Annotated in this window: 12 protein-coding genes; 7 read left to right on the top strand and 5 right to left on the bottom strand. The window is 71.9% G+C overall.

Annotation, left to right across the window (positions count from 1 at the left end; genetic code table 11):
* Window positions 1-38: 38 nt before the first annotated feature.
* A complete protein-coding gene (locus ACIO5E_RS01680) occupies window positions 39-1,004 on the bottom strand; it encodes a phosphatase PAP2 family protein (RefSeq protein WP_400662288.1) in 966 nt (321 codons plus the stop codon).
* A 315-nt stretch (window positions 1,005-1,319) separates the two neighbouring features.
* Here ACIO5E_RS01680 and pulA point away from each other — a divergent pair, with 315 nt between their 5' ends.
* From pulA to ACIO5E_RS01695, 3 genes are all read left to right on the top strand, one after another.
* A complete protein-coding gene (gene pulA / locus ACIO5E_RS01685) occupies window positions 1,320-6,836 on the top strand; it encodes a pullulanase-type alpha-1,6-glucosidase (protein WP_400662291.1) in 5,517 nt (1,838 codons plus the stop codon).
* Window positions 6,837-7,386: 550 nt separating this feature from the next.
* Window positions 7,387-9,720, top strand: coding sequence for a M4 family metallopeptidase (locus tag ACIO5E_RS01690; RefSeq protein ID WP_400662294.1), 2,334 nt, complete (start codon window positions 7,387-7,389; stop codon window positions 9,718-9,720).
* Window positions 9,721-9,989: 269 nt separating this feature from the next.
* Window positions 9,990-11,729: a carbohydrate-binding module family 20 domain-containing protein gene (locus ACIO5E_RS01695; protein WP_400662298.1), complete on the top strand. Its 1,740-nt coding sequence runs from the start codon at window positions 9,990-9,992 to the stop codon at window positions 11,727-11,729.
* A gap of 203 nt (window positions 11,730-11,932) precedes the next feature.
* On the opposite strand, the gene ACIO5E_RS01700 is transcribed toward ACIO5E_RS01695, so the two are convergent.
* Window positions 11,933-12,676 carry an SDR family oxidoreductase gene (locus tag ACIO5E_RS01700; protein ID WP_400662301.1) on the bottom strand — a complete coding sequence of 248 codons (744 nt, stop codon included), beginning with the start codon at window positions 12,674-12,676 and terminating at the stop codon, window positions 11,933-11,935.
* Window positions 12,677-13,126: 450 nt separating this feature from the next.
* On the opposite strand from ACIO5E_RS01700, the gene ACIO5E_RS01705 reads away from it, so the two are divergent.
* From ACIO5E_RS01705 to ACIO5E_RS01715, 3 genes are all read left to right on the top strand, one after another.
* On the top strand, window positions 13,127-14,185 hold the full coding sequence (locus ACIO5E_RS01705; protein ID WP_400662304.1) for an alpha/beta hydrolase: 1,059 nt from the start codon (window positions 13,127-13,129) through the stop codon (window positions 14,183-14,185).
* Between the two features lie 362 nt (window positions 14,186-14,547).
* Entirely contained in the window at window positions 14,548-15,327 is a 780-nt protein-coding gene (locus ACIO5E_RS01710) for a hemerythrin domain-containing protein (RefSeq protein WP_400662307.1), read from the top strand.
* Window positions 15,328-15,556: 229 nt separating this feature from the next.
* Window positions 15,557-15,964 (top strand): hypothetical protein, encoded by a 408-nt coding sequence (locus ACIO5E_RS01715; RefSeq protein ID WP_400662310.1) that lies wholly within the window; start codon window positions 15,557-15,559, stop codon window positions 15,962-15,964.
* 46 nt (window positions 15,965-16,010) lie between these two features.
* On the opposite strand, the gene ACIO5E_RS01720 is transcribed toward ACIO5E_RS01715, so the two are convergent.
* Window positions 16,011-16,604: a DUF6891 domain-containing protein gene (locus ACIO5E_RS01720; protein ID WP_400662313.1), complete on the bottom strand. Its 594-nt coding sequence runs from the start codon at window positions 16,602-16,604 to the stop codon at window positions 16,011-16,013.
* 69 nt (window positions 16,605-16,673) lie between these two features.
* On the opposite strand from ACIO5E_RS01720, the gene ACIO5E_RS01725 reads away from it, so the two are divergent.
* Entirely contained in the window at window positions 16,674-16,841 is a 168-nt protein-coding gene (locus ACIO5E_RS01725) for a hypothetical protein (protein WP_400663459.1), read from the top strand.
* Here ACIO5E_RS01725 and ACIO5E_RS01730 read toward each other — a convergent pair.
* Window positions 16,838-17,395, bottom strand: coding sequence for an FHA domain-containing protein (locus ACIO5E_RS01730; protein ID WP_400662316.1), 558 nt, complete (start codon window positions 17,393-17,395; stop codon window positions 16,838-16,840). The two genes, ACIO5E_RS01725 and ACIO5E_RS01730, sit on opposite strands and share 4 nt — an antisense overlap.
* 136 nt (window positions 17,396-17,531) lie before the next feature.
* The gene (locus tag ACIO5E_RS01735; protein ID WP_400662319.1) at window positions 17,532-18,080 is read right to left on the bottom strand and encodes a DUF1697 domain-containing protein; all 549 of its coding nucleotides are present in this window, start codon (window positions 18,078-18,080) and stop codon (window positions 17,532-17,534) included.
* Between the last annotated feature and the right edge of the window lie 99 nt (window positions 18,081-18,179).

Below are 18,179 nucleotides of genomic sequence, written 5' to 3' on the forward strand. Positions count from 1 at the left end.
GGGCCCCGCCCGGGGCCCCTCTCGCATGGTCCTTCGTCCTAGCGCCGTGCGCTGCCGACCGCCTGTTCGCTCCACTGCTCGGGGACGGTGATCGGCTCCTCCACCGTCTCCCGGGCGGGCACCTGGGGCAGTTTGTAGACCCAGGAGTGGTACAGCCAGCGGGCGGCGAGGAAGCCCAGGGCCAGGCAGAGCTCGCCGACGACCGCGTCCATCCAGAAGTGGTTGGCGGTCGAGACGATGACCACCAGGGTGGCCGCCGGGTAGAGCAGGCCGAGCACCCGGACCCACGTCCGGCGGGCCAGACAGAAGATGGCCAGCCCGCACCACATCGACCAGCCGATGTGCATCGAGGGCATCGCCGCGAACTGGTTGGAGACGTGCGCGGCGGGCCCGGAGGCCATCGAGCCCCAGGTGCCGTGGACCTTCACGGTGTCGATGAACCCGCCGTCGGTCATCAGCCGGGGCGGCGCCAGCGGGAAGGCGTAGAAGCCGATCAGGGCGATCCCGGTGGTGACGAACAGCACGGCGCGGGCCGCGGCGTAGCGGCCGGGGTGGCGGCGGTACAGCCAGATCAGCACGCCGATCGTCACGACGAAGTGCAGCGTCGCGTAGTAGTAGTTCATCCCGGTGATGAGCCACCCGATGCTGTCGACGCCGTGGTTGATCGAGCGCTCGACGGCGATGCCGAGGGAGTGTTCCAGGTCCCAGATCCAGCGCGCGTGCTTCTGGGCCACCGCTTCCTGTTCCGGGACGGCGTTGCGGACGATCGAGTAGATCCAGTAGCTGATCCCGATCAGGGCCAGTTCGAACCAGATCCTCGGTCGGGCCGGCGAGCGCCGCTGGTCGCGGATGCGGTCGCGCAGCGCGGCGGCGCGGGTCCGGGTGGCGCGGGTGGCTCCGTCGGGCAGGCGTTCCGAAGAGGCCGGCCGTGCTCCGGAACCGCCACCGTGCGCCGCCTCGGCACGCCTTGCGCGGCCTTGCTGGATCTCGGTCGGTTCCCCCATGGACGAGAAGTCTGCCAGACGTCCTGTCGCCCTCCGATCATCCCCTGGCAGTGGATTCTTCACCGGCTGTCCCCCTTGAGGGGTAGGGGGCGACTCCCACCGGGGTAGGGGGTGCGGTCGGGTCTGGTGCTTACCGGCGGGACGGACATACGTCCCATTGTTACGCCGACCGCCTGAAGGGAGTAATCGGGGTGGCGGCAAGGGCCGGAGGCCTGGAGTTTCCCGGCACGAAACGGTTTCTGCATCTTGCTGAAACATATTGCAGGCCGCTAGCTTCCTGGGAACTCGATCGCCCTTCCCCTAAGGGAGACCCCAGTGGCCGACACGCCGCCGCTCCGCCCCCGACGCAGACCCGGCCGCACGGCCGTCCTGCTGGCCGCAGCCCTGACCGCCGCCACCCTCGGCAGCGCCCCCGCGGCCCTCGCCGCCGCCGCGCCGGCCCCGCCCTCGGACGCCGCCCTGGCGGCCACCGCCGGGCGGCACGACCTCACCCGCGAGCAGTTCTACTTCGTCCTGCCCGACCGCTTCGCCAACGGCGACCCCGCCAACGACACCGGCGGCATCACGGGCGGGCGGCTGGACCACGGCTTCGACCCCGCCGACAAGGGCTTCTACCACGGCGGCGACCTGGCCGGCCTGACCCAGAAGCTCGACTACATCCAGGGCCTCGGCACCACCGCGATCTGGATGGCCCCGATCTTCAAGAACAAGCCGGTGCAGGGCAGCGGCGCGCAGGCGTCGGCCGGCTACCACGGCTACTGGATCACCGACTTCACCCAGGTCGACCCGCACTTCGGCACCAACGAGCAGCTCAAGGACCTGATAGCCAAGGCGCACGCCCGCGGCATCAAGGTCTTCTTCGACGTCATCACCAACCACACCGCCGACGTGATCGACGACGCCGAGCAGCAGCACGCCTACCGCTCCGTCGGCGCCTACCCGACGCTCGACGCGGACGGCAACCCGGTCGACGAGACCGCGGTCGCCGACGCCGGGGCGCCCTGGCCGCGGCTGACCAAGGACTCCTTCCCCTACACCCCGGTCTTCCGCACCCCCGCCGACGCCGGCGCCAAGACCCCGTCCTGGCTCAACGACCCCGCGCTCTACCACAACCGCGGCGACTCGACCTTCGTCGGCGAATCCGCCACCGAGGGCGACTTCAGCGGCCTGGACGACCTCGACACCCAGAACCCCCGGGTGGTGAAGGGCTTCGAGAAGGTCTACCAGCAGTGGGTCAAGGACGCCGGCGTGGACGGCTTCCGGATCGACACCGTCAAGCACGTCAACATGGCCTTCTGGCAGCAGTGGGCGCCCGCGCTCAAGGACTTCGCCGCCAAGCAGGGGAACAAGAAGTTCTTCATGTTCGGCGAGGTCTACTCCGGCGACCCGGCGATCACCTCGCCGTACGTCACCAAGGGCAGGCTCCAGGCCACCCTGGACTTCCCGTTCCAGGGCGCGGCCCGCTCCTACGTCTCCCAGGGCGGCTCGGCGCGGAACCTCTCCGACGTCTACGCCCAGGACTACCGCTACACCACCGCCGACACCGACGCGTACGAGCTGCCGACCTTCCTCGGCAACCACGACATGGGCCGGTTCGGCTCCTTCCTGCTCGCCGACAACCCGGGCGCCGACGAGGCCACCCTGCTGAGGAAGGACCGGCTCGGCACCGAGCTGCAGTTCTTCACCCGGGGCCAGCCCGTCGTGTACTACGGCGACGAGCAGGGCTTCACCGGCGCGGGCGGCGACCAGGACGCCCGACAGGACATGTTCGCCTCCAGGACGCCCTCGTACAACGGCGACCGGGTGCTCGGCGGCACCCCCGGCCCGGCCGACCGGTACGGACAGGACGGCGGGCTCTACCAGGACGTCGCCGCGCTGGCCAAGCTGCGCCGGGAGAACCCGGCGCTCGCCGACGGCGCCCAGATCGAGCGCTACGCCGCCGACGGCGCGGGCGTGTACGCCTTCTCCCGGATCGACGCCGGGCAGCAGATCGAGTACCTGGTGGCGGTCAACAACGCCGCCGAGGCGAAGACCGTCACCCTGGACACCTTCTCGGCCGGGACGGCCTTCGACCGGATCTACCCGGCGGCGGGGGAGCGGGCGACCAGCGGGGCCGACCGCAAGGTCACCGTCACCGTGCCGGCGCTCTCCTCGGTGGTGTTCAAGGCCGGTGCCAAGCCGGCGCCCACCACGGCGGCGCCGCAGCTCGCGGTGCGGCCGCCGGCGGACGGTGCGAGCGGCACCGTCACCGTGGGCGCCGCGGCGGACGGCGGCGGCTTCGACCGGGTCAGCTTCGCCGCCCAGATCGGCAACGGGCCCTGGCAGACCCTGGGCACCGCCGACACCGGCACCTCCGGCCCCGACGGCCGACGACTCTTCGCGGTGACCCAGGACCTGAGCGCCGCCGCCCCCGGCACGGTCGTCCGCTACAAGGCCGTCGTCCAGGACTCCAGCGGCCGGCTGCGCTCCGCCACCGCGAGCTTCACCACCGGCGCCCCCGCACCCAAGCCGGTGCCCACGGCCGGCGCCCGCCCGTACGCCGTGGTCCACTACAACCGGCCGGACGGCGACTACGACGGCTGGAACCTCTACGCCTGGGGCGACCTCGCCGACGGCGAGGCCACCCAGTGGCCGGCCGGGCACGCCTTCACCGGGCGGGACGCGTACGGCGCCTTCGCGTACGTGAAGCTCAAGCCCGGCGCCTCGGACGTCGGGTTCATCGTCGAGAAGAACGGCGTCAAGGACGTGGACGCCGACCGCCACCTCGACGTCGGCGCCGCCGGGGAGGTCTGGCTGAAGCAGGGCGACCCGACCGTGCGCACCGCCGACCCGGGCCCGGCCGACACACCGCCCGCCGACACCGCCGTCATCCACTACAACCGGGCCGACGGCGACTACGACGGCTGGGGCCTGCACGACTGGACCGGCGCCGCCACCCCCACCGACTGGGGCAAGCCGCTGACGCCGGTGCGCCGCGACGCCTTCGGCGCCGTCTTCGAGGTGCCGCTGGCTCCCGGCGCGACCAGCCTCAGCTACATCCTGCACAAGGGCAACGACAAGGACCTGCCCGCCGACCAGTCGCTGGACTTCGCGGTCAACGGCCGCGAGGTGTGGATCCTCGGCGGCCGCGAGGGCTACCTGCTGCCGCAGAACCCCGCCGCCTCCGCGCAGTTGGACCTCGGCAGCGCCAAGGCCCAGTGGATCGACGCGAGGACCGTCGTCGTCCCGGCCGGCTACGGCGCGAACGACGCGGCCCTGGCCGGCGGCACCAGCGCCCAGCTGGTGTACGACCCCGAGGGCGGCATCCGCGCCGACAAGGGCGCGCTGACCAAGCCGGGCCGGTGGATCCGGCTCACCCCCGTCCAGGGCGGCCTGACCGATGCCCAGAAGGCCGAGTACCCGCACCTGGCGGGCTACCGGGCCTTCACCGTGGACGCCCGCGACACCGCCCGCGTCCCGGCGGCGCTGCGCGGCCAGCTGCTGTTCACCGAACACCTGCCCAGCGGTGCCGTCCTGGCCGCCACCGGGGTGCAGACCCCGGGCGTGCTGGACGACCTGTACGCGCGCCGCACCGGCCGGGTGGACTTCGGCCCGGCCTACTACAACGGCAAGGTGGCGCTCTCGGTGTGGGCGCCGACCGCGCAGGAGGTGTCCGTCCAGGTCTTCGACAGCGCGACCGGGGGCACCCCGAAGACGCTGCCGCTGAAGCTGGACGACGAGACCGGCGTGTGGGAAGTCGTCCGCGACAAGGCCGAGTTGGACGGCAAGTACTACCTGTACCAGGTGAAGGTCTGGGCGCCCTCGGTGCAGCAGGTGGTGGTCAACACCGTCACCGACCCGTACTCGGTGGCGCTGTCCACCGACTCCCGGCGCAGTCTGGTCGCCGACCTGGCCGCCAAGGAGCTCAAGCCGAAGGGCTGGGAGGAGCAGGCCGTCCCGAAGGCCGTCCCGCCGGCGCAGCAGCAGATCCAGGAACTGCACGTCCGGGACTTCTCGGTGGAGGACACCACCGTCCCGGCCGCCGAGCGCGGCACCTACCTGGCGTTCACCGAGTCGCAGTCGGCCGGCATGCAGCACCTGCGGGAGCTCGCCAAGGCCGGGGTGACCACCATCCACCTGCTGCCGACCTTCGACATCGCCACCATCCGGGAGAACCGGGCCGACCAGAAGCTGCCGGCCTGTGACCTCAAGTCCCTTCCCCCGGACGGCCCGAAGCAGCAGGAGTGCGTGGCGGCCGTGGCCGCCGACGACGCGTACAACTGGGGCTACGACCCGTTGCACTACACCGTGCCGGAGGGGTCGTACGCCACCGAGCCGAACGGCGTTGCCCGCACGGTGCAATTCCGGCAGATGGTGCAGGCGATGCACGAGGCCGGACTTCGGGTGGTGCTGGACGTCGTCTACAACCACACCGCCGCCGGCGGTCAGGCCGAGCACTCGGTGCTGGACCGGATCGTCCCCGGCTACTACCAGCGGCTGGACGCCAACGGCAAGGTCACCACGGACAGTTGCTGCGCCGACACCGCGCCCGAACACGCCATGATGAACCGGCTCGTGGTCGACTCGGTCACCACCTGGGCCCGCGAGTACAAGGTCGACGGCTTCCGCTTCGACCTGATGGGCCTGGACCCGAAATCCACCATGCTGGACGTGCAGGCCGCGCTGCGGAAGATGACGCCCGACTCCGACGGCGTCGACGGCCGGAACGTCTTCCTCTACGGCGAGGGCTGGAACTTCGGCGTCGTCGCGAACAACGCCCGGTTCGAACAGGCCACCCAGCTCAACATGGCCGGCACCGGCATCGCCACCTTCGACGACCGGATCCGCGACGCCGCCCGCGGCGGCAACTTCATGCTGAACTCCGCCCCGCAGCAGGGCTTCGCCTCGGGCCTGTACACCGACCCCAACGGCTCGCCCGCCAACGGCGGCCCGCAGGAGCAGAAGGTCCGGCTGCTGCACCAGATGGACCAGCTGAAGGTCGGGCTGACCGGCAACCTGGCCGGCTACTCCTTCACCGACAGCTCGGGCAAGGCCGTCACCGGCGCGCAGGTCGACTACAACGGCGCCCCGACCGGGTACGCGGCCACGCCGGGCGAGGCGGTGGAGTACGTGGACGCCCACGACAACACCGACCTGTTCGACGCGCTCGCCTACAAGCTGCCGACCGGCACCGCGCCCGCCGACCGGGCCCGGATGCAGGCCCTCGGGCTCTCGCTCACCGCGCTCACCCAGGGCGCGGGCTTCGCCCAGGCCGGCAGCGACCTGCTGCGCTCCAAGTCGCTGGACGCCAACTCCTACGACTCGGGTGACTGGTTCAACGCGATCCACTGGGACGCCGGGCAGGGCAACGGCTGGGGCCGCGGCCTGCCGCCGGCGGCCGACAACAAGGAGATGTGGCCGACCGCGCAGTCCCTGCTGGCCAACCCGAAGTTGACCATGGGGGCGGCCGAGATCCGCGCGACCACCGCGCAGTACCAGCAGTTCCTGCGGATCAAGCAGTCCTCCCCGCTGTTCTCCCTGCCGACCCTGGCCGCCGTCCAGCAGCGGCTGTCCTACCCGCTCTCCGGCACGCCCGGCGAGACGCCCGGGGTGATCACCCTGCACCTGGACGGCACCGGGCTGAAGGGGGCCGAGAAGGGCGTCACCGTGGTGTTCAACGCCACGCCGACCGCGCAGGCGCAGACCGTGGCGGCCCTGAAGGGGACGGGCCAGGCCCTGCATCCGGTCCAGGCGGGCGGCGCGGACGAGGTGGTGAAGCAGTCCGGCTTCGACGCCGCGACCGGCACCTTCACCGTGCCGGGCCGCACCGTGGCGGTGTTCGTCCAGAGCTGATCGGACCGTAACCGGAACTCCCGGGTCCCGCACCGCCGTTGTGGCGGTGCGGGACCCGCTTCGTTTTGGCCGACCGGTGGCCGGAAACCACCGATGGCACGGCCGGAAGTGTGATGTGCCGCGCCCGCTCGGCGCCGCGGGACACCGGGTGGTGCGGGCGGGAGCCCTGAGCGCTGGTCAGTGACATCCGGAAGTGATCGAACTTTACCCGGATCATGAAAACCGTGTTCATGAGTTCGCAATGGAGTAACACAACTGACGAACAGTCGCGCATACGGTTTCGGTAATGAATCGGCCATTCCGTGGCATGCATCTGTCATTAACGGCTCGTTTGCTGCCACGATTCCTGCGGCTGCAGACGAGGGGGCCCCACCCCCCGGTGCAGCTGACCAGTTCAGGTGCAGCGCCTCCCAACCCTGCAACGACTTGTGAGCACCGCTACCGCACCCCCGTCGCACACCGCGGGCGGGGGCCCCCACTGCGCCGCAACCCTGCGGCCCAGGTTCTCTCCACCGCGTGCGAACCCGCACCGGTCGGAAAAGGAGTCCGCATGTCCCGTTACGCTCACGCCCGGAAGGCAGCGGTTGTCATGGCCGCCACCACCGCGCTGCTGGTGACCGGCATACCGGTCATCGCCCAGGCGGCCACGCCCGACGCCCCGACCGCCGTCGCCACCCAGCAGTCGGCCCGGGCCGCGCTGATCGCGTCCGCGAACCAGCAGTCCGCGTCCGTCGCCCAGTCCCTGGGCCTGAGCAGCCAGGAGAAGCTGGTCACCAAGGACGTCGTCCAGGACGCCAACGGCGGCCGCCACCTGCGCTACGAGCGCACCTACGCCGGACTCCCGGTGCTCGGCGGCGACCTGATCGTCCACCAGGACGCCGCGGGCGCCACCAAGAGCGTGACCAAGGCCAGCGAGGCCAACCTCACCGGCGTCGACACCACGCCGGCCCAGGCCGCGCCGAAGGCCCAGGCCGCCGCGCTCGCCGCCGAGCAGGGCGCCGCCGTCGACACCGCGCCGCGCCTGGTCGTCTGGGCCGCCGACGGCACCCCGAAGCTCGCCTGGGAGACCGTCGTCGCCGGCCGCGAGTCCGACGGCACCCCGAGCAAGCTGCACGTGGTCACCGACGCCAAGACGGGCGACGTGCTCAGCAAGGCCGACGGCATCAAGCGCGGCTCCGGCACCGGCGTGTTCGTCGGCCAGGTGCCGCTGACCACCACCCAGAGCGGCTCGACGTACTCGCTGAAGGACGCCACCCGCGGCGGCCAGTACACCACCGACATGAAGAACGGCACCTCCGGCAACGGCACGCTGTTCAGCAAGTCCAGCGACACCTGGGGCAACGGCCAGGCCAGCAACCGCGAGTCGGCCGCCGTGGACGCCCAGTTCGGCGCCGCCGTCACCTGGGACTTCTACAAGAACACCTTCGGCCGCAACGGCATCAAGAACGACGGCGTCGGCGCCATGAGCCGGGTCCACTACGACACCGGCTACGTCAACGCGTTCTGGGACGACAGCTGCTTCTGCATGACCTACGGCGACGGCTCGGGCGACACCCACCCGCTGACCGAACTCGACGTCTCCGGCCACGAGATGAGCCACGGCGTCACCTCGGCCACCGCCAACCTGAACTACTCGGGCGAGTCCGGTGGCCTCAACGAGGCCACCTCGGACATCTTCGGCTCGATGGTCGAGTTCTACGCCAACCTGTCCGCCGACGTGCCGGACTACCTGATCGGCGAGCTGATCGACATCAACGGCAACGGCACGCCGCTGCGCTACATGGACAAGCCCTCCAAGGACGGCCAGTCGGCCGACTCCTGGTACTCGGGCGTCGGCAACCTGGACGTGCACTACTCGTCCGGCGTCGCCAACCACTTCTTCTACCTGCTGGCCGAGGGCAGCGGCGCCAAGGTGATCAACGGCGTCAGCTACAACAGCCCGACGGTCAACAACATCGCCGTCACCGGCATCGGCCGGGACAAGGCCCAGCAGGTCTGGTACAAGGCGCTGACCGCGTACATGACCTCCACCACCAACTACGCCGCCGCCCGCACCGCGACCCTGAACGCGGCCACCGACCTGTACGGCGCGAACAGCGCCGAGTACAACGCGGTCGCCACCGCCTGGGCCGCCGTCAACGTCGGCTCGCTGCCCAACCCGGGCGGCGTCACCGTCACCAACCCGGGCAACCAGTCCACCGCGCTCGGCAGCGCGGTGAACCTGCAGATCAAGGCCTCCGGCGGCACCGCGCCGTTGTCCTACGCGGCCACCGGCCTGCCCACCGGCCTGGTCATCAACGCCTCCACCGGCGCGATCACCGGCACCGCCAACACCGCGGGCACCTACAACACGACCGTCACGGTGAAGGACTCGGCCGGCAAGTCCGGGACCACCAGCTTCACCTGGACCGTGGCCGGCGGTGGCGGTTCCTGCACGCCGACCCAGCTGCTGGGCAACGCGGGCTTCGAGACCGGCACGGCGGCGCCGTGGACGACCAGCTCCGGCGTGGTGGACAACAGCTCCTCGCAGGCGGCCCACGGCGGTTCGTGGAAGGCCTGGCTGGACGGCTACGGCTCCTCGCACACCGACTCGCTCTCGCAGACGGTGACCATCCCGGCCGGCTGCAAGGCGACGCTGAGCTTCTGGTTGCACGTCGACACCGCCGAGAGCGGCACCACCGCCTACGACAAGCTGGCCGTGTCGGTGAACGGCACCACGCTGAAGACCTACTCCAACGTGGACGCCGCGGCCGGCTACCAGCAGCGCACCTTCGACCTCTCGTCCTACGCGGGCCAGACGGTCACCGTGAAGTTCACCGGCACCGAGGACTCCTCGCTGCAGACGAGCTTCGTGATCGACGACACCTCCGTCCAGACCGGCTGAGGCCGGACCGGGCCCCCGCGGGCCCGGTGAACCAGGACAGGTGAGGGGCCCGGCGACTACGGTCGCCGGGCCCTTGTCGTGTGCGCGGGCGGGTCGTGCAGAAACGTTCATCCCAGGACCTTGACGCTGTCTCCCGGCGGCCCTAGGTTCAGCGCTGCAAGTTTCCGGCAAGTTACAGAAACTTCCTGCAGGCTCCGCCTCCGGCTGCTCCACCTCAGCCGCGGGCTTCACTTCCGGCTGCCCCACCCCAGCCACCCCCAGGAGACGACGTGGTCACCACCGCCCCCACCCGCCGGCCCGCCCGCGCGGCCGGTGCGCTCGCCGCCTCGGCGGCGCTCGCGCTCTCGCTCGGCACCTCCCTCGGCGCCCCCGCCGCCCAGGCCTCCCCGCCCGCCAACGGCGGCAAGGACGTCACCGCCACCCTCTTCGAGTGGCGCTTCGACTCGGTCGCCCAGGCCTGCACCTCGACGCTAGGCCCGAAGGGCTACGGCTTCGTCGAGGTCTCGCCGCCCCAGGAGCACATCCAGGGCCCGCAGTGGTGGACCTCCTACCAGCCGGTCAGCTACAAGATCGCCGGGCGGCTCGGCGACCGGACGTCCTTCAAGAACATGGTCGACACCTGCCACGCGGCCGGGGTCAAGGTCATCGCCGACGCGGTCGTCAACCACATGACGGCCGGCTCCGGCACCGGCACCGGCGGCACCGCCTACACCAAGTACACCTACTCCGGCACCTACCAGGACCAGGACTTCCACTCCTGCCGCCAGCCGATCACCAACTACCAGGACCGCTCCAACGTGCAGAACTGCGAGCTGGTCAGCCTCGCGGACCTGGACACCGGCAGCGCGTACGTCCAGACCACCATCGCGCACTACCTGGACGACCTCGGCTCGCTCGGCGTCGACGGCTACCGGATCGACGCCGCCAAGCACATCGCCGCCGGTGACCTCGCCGCGATCAAGGCGAAGATGGCCAACCCCAAGGCCTACTGGGTGCAGGAGGTCATCTACGGCGCCGGCGAGCCGGTCCAGCCCACCGAGTACACCGGCACCGGCGACGTCGACGAGTTCCGCGTCGGCACCGACCTCAAGCGCATGTTCACCAGCGACAAGCTCGCCAACCTGGCCTCCTGGGGTGCCTCCTGGGGCTACCTGCCGAGCGCGCAGGCGCGTTCCTTCGTCGACAACTGGGACACCGAGCGCAACGGCTCCACCCTCAACTACACCTACGGCAGCACCTACACGCTGGCCAACGTCTTCCTGCTCGCCTCGCCGTACGGCGCGCCCAACGTCTACTCCGGCTACGCCTTCACCAACAAGGACGACGGACCGCCCAACGGCGGCACCGTCAACGCCTGCTACCAGGACGGCTGGAACTGCACCCACGCCTGGCGGCAGATCGCCAACATGGTCGGCTTCCGCAACGCCGTCGCGGGCACCGGCGTGACCAACTGGTGGTCCAACGGCAACAACGCGATCGCCTTCGGCCGCGGGAACAAGGGCTACGTGGCGATCAACCACGAGAGCGGCGCGATCACCCAGACCTTCCAGACCGGGCTCGCGGCCGGCACCTACTGCGACGTCCAGCACGGCGACCCGCAGCCGGGCGGCGGCTGCACCGGCCCGACCTACCAGGTGGGTGCGAACGGGCAGTTCACCGCGACGATCGGCGCGGGCGACGCGGTCGCGCTGTACGTCCAGGGCGGGGCGGCGAGCACCTCCGGAGCCTCGTTCAACGTCAACGCGACCACCGCGTACGGCCAGAACATCTCCGTGGTCGGCGACATCCCCGCGCTCGGCGGCTGGGACCCGGCCAAGGCACTGCCGCTCTCCTCGGCCGGCTACCCGGTCTGGTCGCTGTCCCTCACGCTGCCGGCCGGCACCGCCTTCCAGTACAAGTACGTCCGCACGGACGCGAGCGGCGCGGTGACCTGGGAGTCCGGGGCCAACCGGACGGCGACCGCGCCGGCCTCGGGCCCGGTCACCCTGAACGACACCTGGCGGCCGTAGGACTGACGCACCCCTCCGACCCCGGGACCCCCGTCAGCCCGGCCTGACGGGGGTCCCCCGTGGGGGCGGCCGCGCCGCTTCGCACCTCGGCCGGCGAGGCGGCGCCGGCACCATCGCGGGACGAGAGCCACCCCGGCGTCCTCGACCCCCGCGTCCTCGACCCCGTCCGGTCCGGGCCCTGCCCGGCGGACCCTGGGCAGGACCTAGCCCCGTCCGATGTACGGCATGGCGGTCGCCATCACGGTGGCGAACTGCACGTTCGCCTCCAGTGGCAGCTCGGCCATGTGCCGGACGGTACGCGCCACGTCGGCCACGTCCATGGTGGGCTCGACCGCGATCCGCCCGTCCGCCTGCCGCACCCCGGCGCTCATCGCGGCGGTCATGTCGGTGGCCGCGTTGCCGATGTCGATCTGCCCGCAGGCGATCCGGTACGGGCGGCCGTCCAGCGACAGCGACTTGGTCAGCCCGGTGATCGCGTGCTTGGTCGCGGTGTACGCGATCGAGTGCGGGCGCGGGACGTGCGCCGAGACCGAGCCGTTGTTGATGATCCGGCCGCCCTGCGGGTCCTGCGCCTTCATCCGGCGGAACGCGGCCCGGGCGCAGAGGAAGGCCCCGGTCAGGTTGAGGTCGACCACGGCCCGCCAGGCCTCGACCTCCAGGTCCTCCACCGGCACGGCCGAGCCGAAGGTGCCGGCGTTGTTGAACAGCAGGTCCACCCGGCCGAAGCGCTCGGCGGCCGCGGCGAACAGCGCGTCCACCGCGGCCGGGTCGGTGACGTCGGTCGGCACCACCGCGGCCGGGGCGCCGCCCAGTCGGGCGGTCTCCCGCAGCGGCTCGGCCCGTCGGCCGGCCAGCACCAGCTGCCAGCCGGCCGCGGCCAGTTCGACCGCCACGGCCCGGCCGACCCCGCTCCCGGCTCCGGTGACGACGGCGATCTGCTGGGGCATGGCGCTCTCCTCGGTCTGCCCGGGCCGATGGTCGGCCCGGTGCTGGTCTGCCCGGTAGCGGTTCGCCCGGCTCGATGGTCCGCGCGGGTCCCGGGCGTGAGCCGATCGTTGCGGATGCGCGGGCCGCCGTCACTGGTCGAAGGCCCCGAAATCCACGCCGTCGGGCAGGCCGGAGACCGTGCCCCCGCCGTTCGGCCCCCGTCGACCGGGGGAGAGGTGAAGGTCTTTACCTGATCGCGAACAAACATTGGATTTCCGGTGGCCACCACGCAACCGGGCCACCCCGGCCCACGTCATAAGATCGCAGGAAGGCGCGCCACCGCGAGGGAGGGCGCGCCACCACCCCGGGGACCGCACCAGCGCCGCGCCCCCGGGCCTTGTCCGGCCCCACCGGGGGGCCACAGCCCGGCCAGACGGACCGGGCGTGACATCGGTCGGAGAGTCCTCACCGTGCTTAGGCAGTCGTCCCGTTCCCGCGCCGTCCTGACCGGCGCCGCCGTGCTCGCCCTGGCCGCCTCGCTGGCAGCCTGCGGGAGTTCCGGCGGCGGGAAGGAGAACGGCGCCAAGGCGGCCGGCACCCCGGGCGCGAGCGGCACCGCCGCGGGCGGAACTCCCGCGGGCGCCGCCACGGCCGCGCCCGCCAACGCGGAGCCTGCGGTCGCCAGCGGGAAGGTGCTGATGCCCACCGGCCCGAACGCCACCCTGACCAAGGCTCGGGACACCGCCGCGGGCCCGATCATGGTGACCACGGTGACCGGTGCGAAGTCCGGCGTCTCCGGCAAGGTCTGGGTCTGGCTGCCGCCCGAGTACAACGACCCCAAGTACGCCAAGACCGGCTTCCCGGTGCTCACCCTCTTCGCGGGCGGCCAGAGCAACGGCTACAACACCTGGACCGACAACCAGCTGCCGATCCAGGAGGACAACGAGGCACTGGTCAAGGCGGGCAAGGCCCACCCGTTCATCATGATCATGCCGGTGCAGAACTTCAACAGCGACGAGCACAACGCGCTGGACTGCTCCGACATCCCGGGCCAGCCCAAGATGGGCACCTGGATGGCCCAGGACATCCCGGACTTCGTCCGTGCCAACTTCCGCACCGTGAAGGGCCGCGACGGCTGGGGCGTGATGGGCGCCTCCACCGGTGGCTTCTGCAGCGCCAAGCTCGCCCTGCAGCACCCGGACGTCTACAAGGCCGCCGTCCCGATCGACGGCTACTACGTCCCCGACTCGGGGCTGTGGAAGGGCCACGAGGCAGAGCGGCAGGCCAACAACCCCGACGTGCTGGTCGCCCAGGGCAAGGCCGACGTGAAGATGCTGGTCACCGCGGGTGGTGCCAACCCGTACGAGACCAAGCTGGTCAAGGCCTGGGTCGCCAAGGCCGCCCCGCCGGCGTCCCTGGAGTACTACGAGCAGCCCGGTGGCAAGCACCTGACCTCGGACTTCAAGAAGATGATCCCGGACACGCTGCAGTGGCTCACCAAGAACCTGGCCGGCCCGGCGGCCGATTGATCCCGTACCGCCACCCGCACGGGCGCTCGTGCGGGCACTCGTCCGCCGACCGGCACGGCCACCCGTACGCCGCGGGCCCGGGGCACCACCAGGTGCTCCGGGCCCGCGGCGTTTCGGCTTGGACCGACCGGCACATGGTGGGCGGCGCGACGCCACCCACCATGTGCCGGTCGGTCTTAGTCCGCAGGTCGCCCGCAGACCCGGCGCGCGCTTCGCGAGGAACCGTCGCCGTCCGCGAAAACGCCTGTGACCTGCGCGTCAATCGGACATTGATTCACTTCTGATCGACTGTGAGCACTTTGGATGGGGCCGCATTCCACCGGCCGTCCCCGCCCGCCCCACGACGTTGTGAAGAGAGTGCCATGCCGATCCATCTGCTGCCCCAGCCGTCCCCCTCCGTGCCCCCGCAGGCAGAGCCCGGGGCCGACACCCGGGGCGCGGCCGCGTCCGTGCGGGCCGCCGCCGAGGAGCCGGGGACGGTCCGCTTCGCCGGGCTGCGGCTGGTGCACGCCGCGCTGCGCCGGGACCTCGCCCGGCTGCCCAACGCGCTGCGGCTGCTCCAGCCCGGGGAGGACGACGCGGGCGAGGCGCTGCTGCGGCACTGGAGCTTCGTGACCGCGATGCTGACCTGCCACCACGAGCAGCAGGACACCCGGATCTGGCCGATCGTGCGCCGCTTCGCGCCCGAGCTGCGGCTGCTGCTCAACTGGCTGGAGGCGGACCACCACAACCTCGACCACTCGTTCACCCGGGTCACCACGCTGGTCCGGATCGCCAGCCGGGACACCGGCAGCGCCTGGCCGGTGGCCTACGCGATGGAGGACCTGGCGGCCCGGCTGGAGACGCACCTGCGGATCGAGGAGCGCCAACTGCTGCCCCGGATGGAGCGGGTGATCCCGGAGAGCTCCCGGCTCGGCGGTCTGGGCGAGCTGCTGGACCTGCTGCGGTCGGCGGACGGTCCGGGCGCGGCGGACGCGCTGGCGTGGCTGCTGGAGGGGGTGGAGCCGGCGCTGGTCGAGCGGCTGCTGGCCGAGTGCGACGACGACGTGGCCCGCAACTGGCCGCACTGGCAGGCCACCTACCAGCGCTGCATGGCGCCGCTGTGGGGCCCGTCCGCCGGACTGGGCGGCCTCGGCGACTGACCGCCGGTCCTTTTCGCGGCCCGTCGATCTACGCGCGTGGCATGCGCCTGAGGCATATGCGGTCGTCGCCTTGGCGTCTGACCCTGGTGGCTCAACTCCCGTTTCCCCCTAGGGGATTCACCCCACCGTCCTCGGGGCCACGGTCGCCCGGGTGCTCCGGGCCCGGCCAGGGGGCGGGTACCGCCGGCGGGCGATGGCGGGGTGTGCCCGGCCGCCTACCGTCGACACCATGACCACAGGACGCGCACCGAACTCCCACCGAACCCGCGACCGCCACGGCCTCGTGCCCGCCCGCCGCCGCCCGGCGCTCCTCGCCGCCGGCGCCGTCCTGGCGCTCGGCGCCGGACTGACCGCCTGTGGGGGCAGCGGCTCGCTGTGCCTCGACGACGACAGCTGCGACGTCGTCGTCCGCACCGACGATGCCGACGCCTCCAAGACCGTCCAGGTCTTCGGCGGCAGCCACACCGTGAAGATGACGGTCGGCCACATCACCGACCGCACGGTCGAGGTGGCCGTCGGCGACGACCGGAAGACCGTCGACAAGGACGCCGAGACCGCCATCGGCAAGGCGAAGGTCACCCTGCACAAGGCGAACAAGGGCGACCGCTACGCAGAACTGCACGTCACCCGCGGCTGACACCGCCCGCACGCTGCCCAGACGTTCACCCAGGCCTCCCCGGCGCCTACTCCGGCAGGCGGTTGAGCCACTCCAGCGGTGCGACCCGGATCGCCGTATGCGGCGAACCGTCCCACTCCACCGGGAGCCCGACCGCCTCCAGCGCGGCCACCACCGCCCGCCCGACCTCGGCCGTCCGCCGCTCCGACACCTCGGCGGCCTCCTCCCCGGTGTGGAACCCGCCGTAACGCAGCATCAGGCCCCGCCCGTCGGCCGCCGCCTCGGTGTCCTGCTGGTGGAAGAAGACGAAGCCGTGCGAGCCCTCGCCGGCCTCGCCGCCGATCTCCGCATAGCCGCAGCCCGCGCAGCAGGTGAAGTCCATCGCCGCGACGACGCCCTCCTCCTCCAGCGCGTCGAAGGCCGCCGCCAGCCGGTCCACGTCCGTGGTCGCGGGCCAGGAAGCCTGCTCGGCCAGCCGCTCGGCCCACAGCGGAGCGACGATCCGCTCCGCCTCCTCCTGCGGCAGTCCCTGGTCGTCGAGGACCTCGACCAGGGACTCGGCTATCTCGTCCGGCTCCTGGAAACCGCACCGGATCAACTCGCGGGCCCGTTCGCGGGCTTCGCGCAGCACGTCGGGGGTGGGAGCCGTCTCCTGGGTCATGCCCGCATCCTTGCACCCACCACTGACAGCGCCACCGCCCCGGCCGACCGTGAGCGCCACCGTCCGCCGGTGACCTCCCTCCTGCAACCCCCGCTGATCACCCGACTGCTGGCCGCCGAGCGCATCCTGGTCGCCGGCGCCGGGGGCGGCTTCGACGTGTACGCCGGGCCGCCGCGACAGCGGGCCCCGCGGCGGTTCCCGCACCGACCGGCAGCCCGGGGGAGCGACAGGCCCTAGGCGAGCCGGAACTCCAGGTTCCCGAACCGGACCTGGTCGCCCGGCCGGACCCGGACCCCGCCCGCGATCCGGCGCCCGTTCACGTGTGTGCCGTTGGTCGAGCCGAGGTCGTACAGCACCCAGCCGCCGCCCTCGTGCCGCAGCTCGGCGTGCTTCCGGGACACCGAGGCGTCGTGCAGCCGCAACCCCGAGCCGATGACCCGACCGATCGTCAACTGCCCGGCCCCGGTCTCCGGCAGGCTCAGCCCGGGCAGCCGCTCGGCGCGCCAGGCCCGGCTCAACCGGTCCCCGAACGCGGAGATCCGGCCGACCGTCCGCAGCAGGAGGCGCTCGACCGGGTTCCCGGTCGGCAGCCCGCTCATCGCCTCGTCCAACTCGCCCCGGCTGGTGGCGTGCAGGACGATCTCCATCCGGCCGAGGAAGGTGTCGTGCGACAGCCGCCCGCTGCCCGCGCCGTCCTTGAGCACCCCGAGCGCCTGGTCCCGTTCGGCGTCGGAGGGGCGGACCGCGCCGGAGGGCGAGACCGCGCCGGTGCGGAACTCAGGAGACGTCATGGCCCGATTCTCGGCTCGGCCGGCTCCGACTGTCCAGATCACGCCGTGCGCCGGCGCGGAGTGAGTACGTCACTGCACTCCAGACGCCTGGTGCGCGACCGCGGTTCCGGTCGCCGTGGCGGCCGGCAGGAGGTGGTCAGCCCTTCCGGGCGGCCGCCAGGATCTTCTCGGTGGTGTGCAGGAACCGGGCGGTGACCGACCCCCGGTAGGCCTTGCCGAACAGGTCCCCGGTAACCCACCGGCCGTCCCGCAGATGGACCACCACGTACGCGGCGCCCGGGTCGGCACCGATCACCTCGTGGTCGCCCTTCGGCGAGGTGCGGGGGAGGGCGAGGGCGGCGGGCAGCGGTTCGGAGAGGAAGGCGACGACCAGCCGGATGTCGGGCGTCACCTCGATGCCCCTGAACGGCTCGGCCGCGAGCAGCGCGGCCACCTCGTCGACCGTCCGCAGCATCACCGGCACCGGGTAGCCGAGCGACCGCTCCAGGTGTTCCTCGATGCGCCGGGTGAGGGCGGTGCGGTCCGGCTCGTCGGCGCTGAAGAAGACGTTGCCGCTCTGGATGTAGGAGCGCACGCCCGTCAGCCCCAGCTCGGTGAAGAGCGCCCGCAGCCGCTCCATCTTCACGGTCCGGCCGCCGACGTTGATGGCCCGCAGGAACGCGATGTACGTGGTCGTGGTGGTCACCCCGCCAGTCTGGCACCGGCCACCGACAGTGCCCGGGCGACGGCGGGCACCCGGCCGGCGGGGATGCCCGGCGACTGTCGGCGCCCGGTGCCAGACTGG

The sequence above is a fragment of the Kitasatospora sp. NPDC087314 genome (assembly GCF_044744365.1).
Lineage (GTDB): Bacteria > Actinomycetota > Actinomycetes > Streptomycetales > Streptomycetaceae > Kitasatospora.

Bases quoted from the DNA above. Each gene is read 5' to 3' on its own strand.
- ACIO5E_RS01730 (WP_400662316.1), bottom strand. From the start codon at position 17,395: ATGACGTCTCCTGAGTTCCGCACCGGCGCGGTCTCGCCCTCCGGCGCG.
- ACIO5E_RS01690 (WP_400662294.1), top strand. From the start codon at position 7,387: ATGTCCCGTTACGCTCACGCCCGGAAGGCAGCGGTTGTCATGGCCGCC.
- ACIO5E_RS01700 (WP_400662301.1), bottom strand. From the start codon at position 12,676: ATGCCCCAGCAGATCGCCGTCGTCACCGGAGCCGGGAGCGGGGTCGGC.
- ACIO5E_RS01710 (WP_400662307.1), top strand. From the start codon at position 14,548: ATGCCGATCCATCTGCTGCCCCAGCCGTCCCCCTCCGTGCCCCCGCAG.
- ACIO5E_RS01715 (WP_400662310.1), top strand. From the start codon at position 15,557: ATGACCACAGGACGCGCACCGAACTCCCACCGAACCCGCGACCGCCAC.
- ACIO5E_RS01720 (WP_400662313.1), bottom strand. From the start codon at position 16,604: ATGACCCAGGAGACGGCTCCCACCCCCGACGTGCTGCGCGAAGCCCGC.
- ACIO5E_RS01680 (WP_400662288.1), bottom strand. From the start codon at position 1,004: ATGGGGGAACCGACCGAGATCCAGCAAGGCCGCGCAAGGCGTGCCGAG.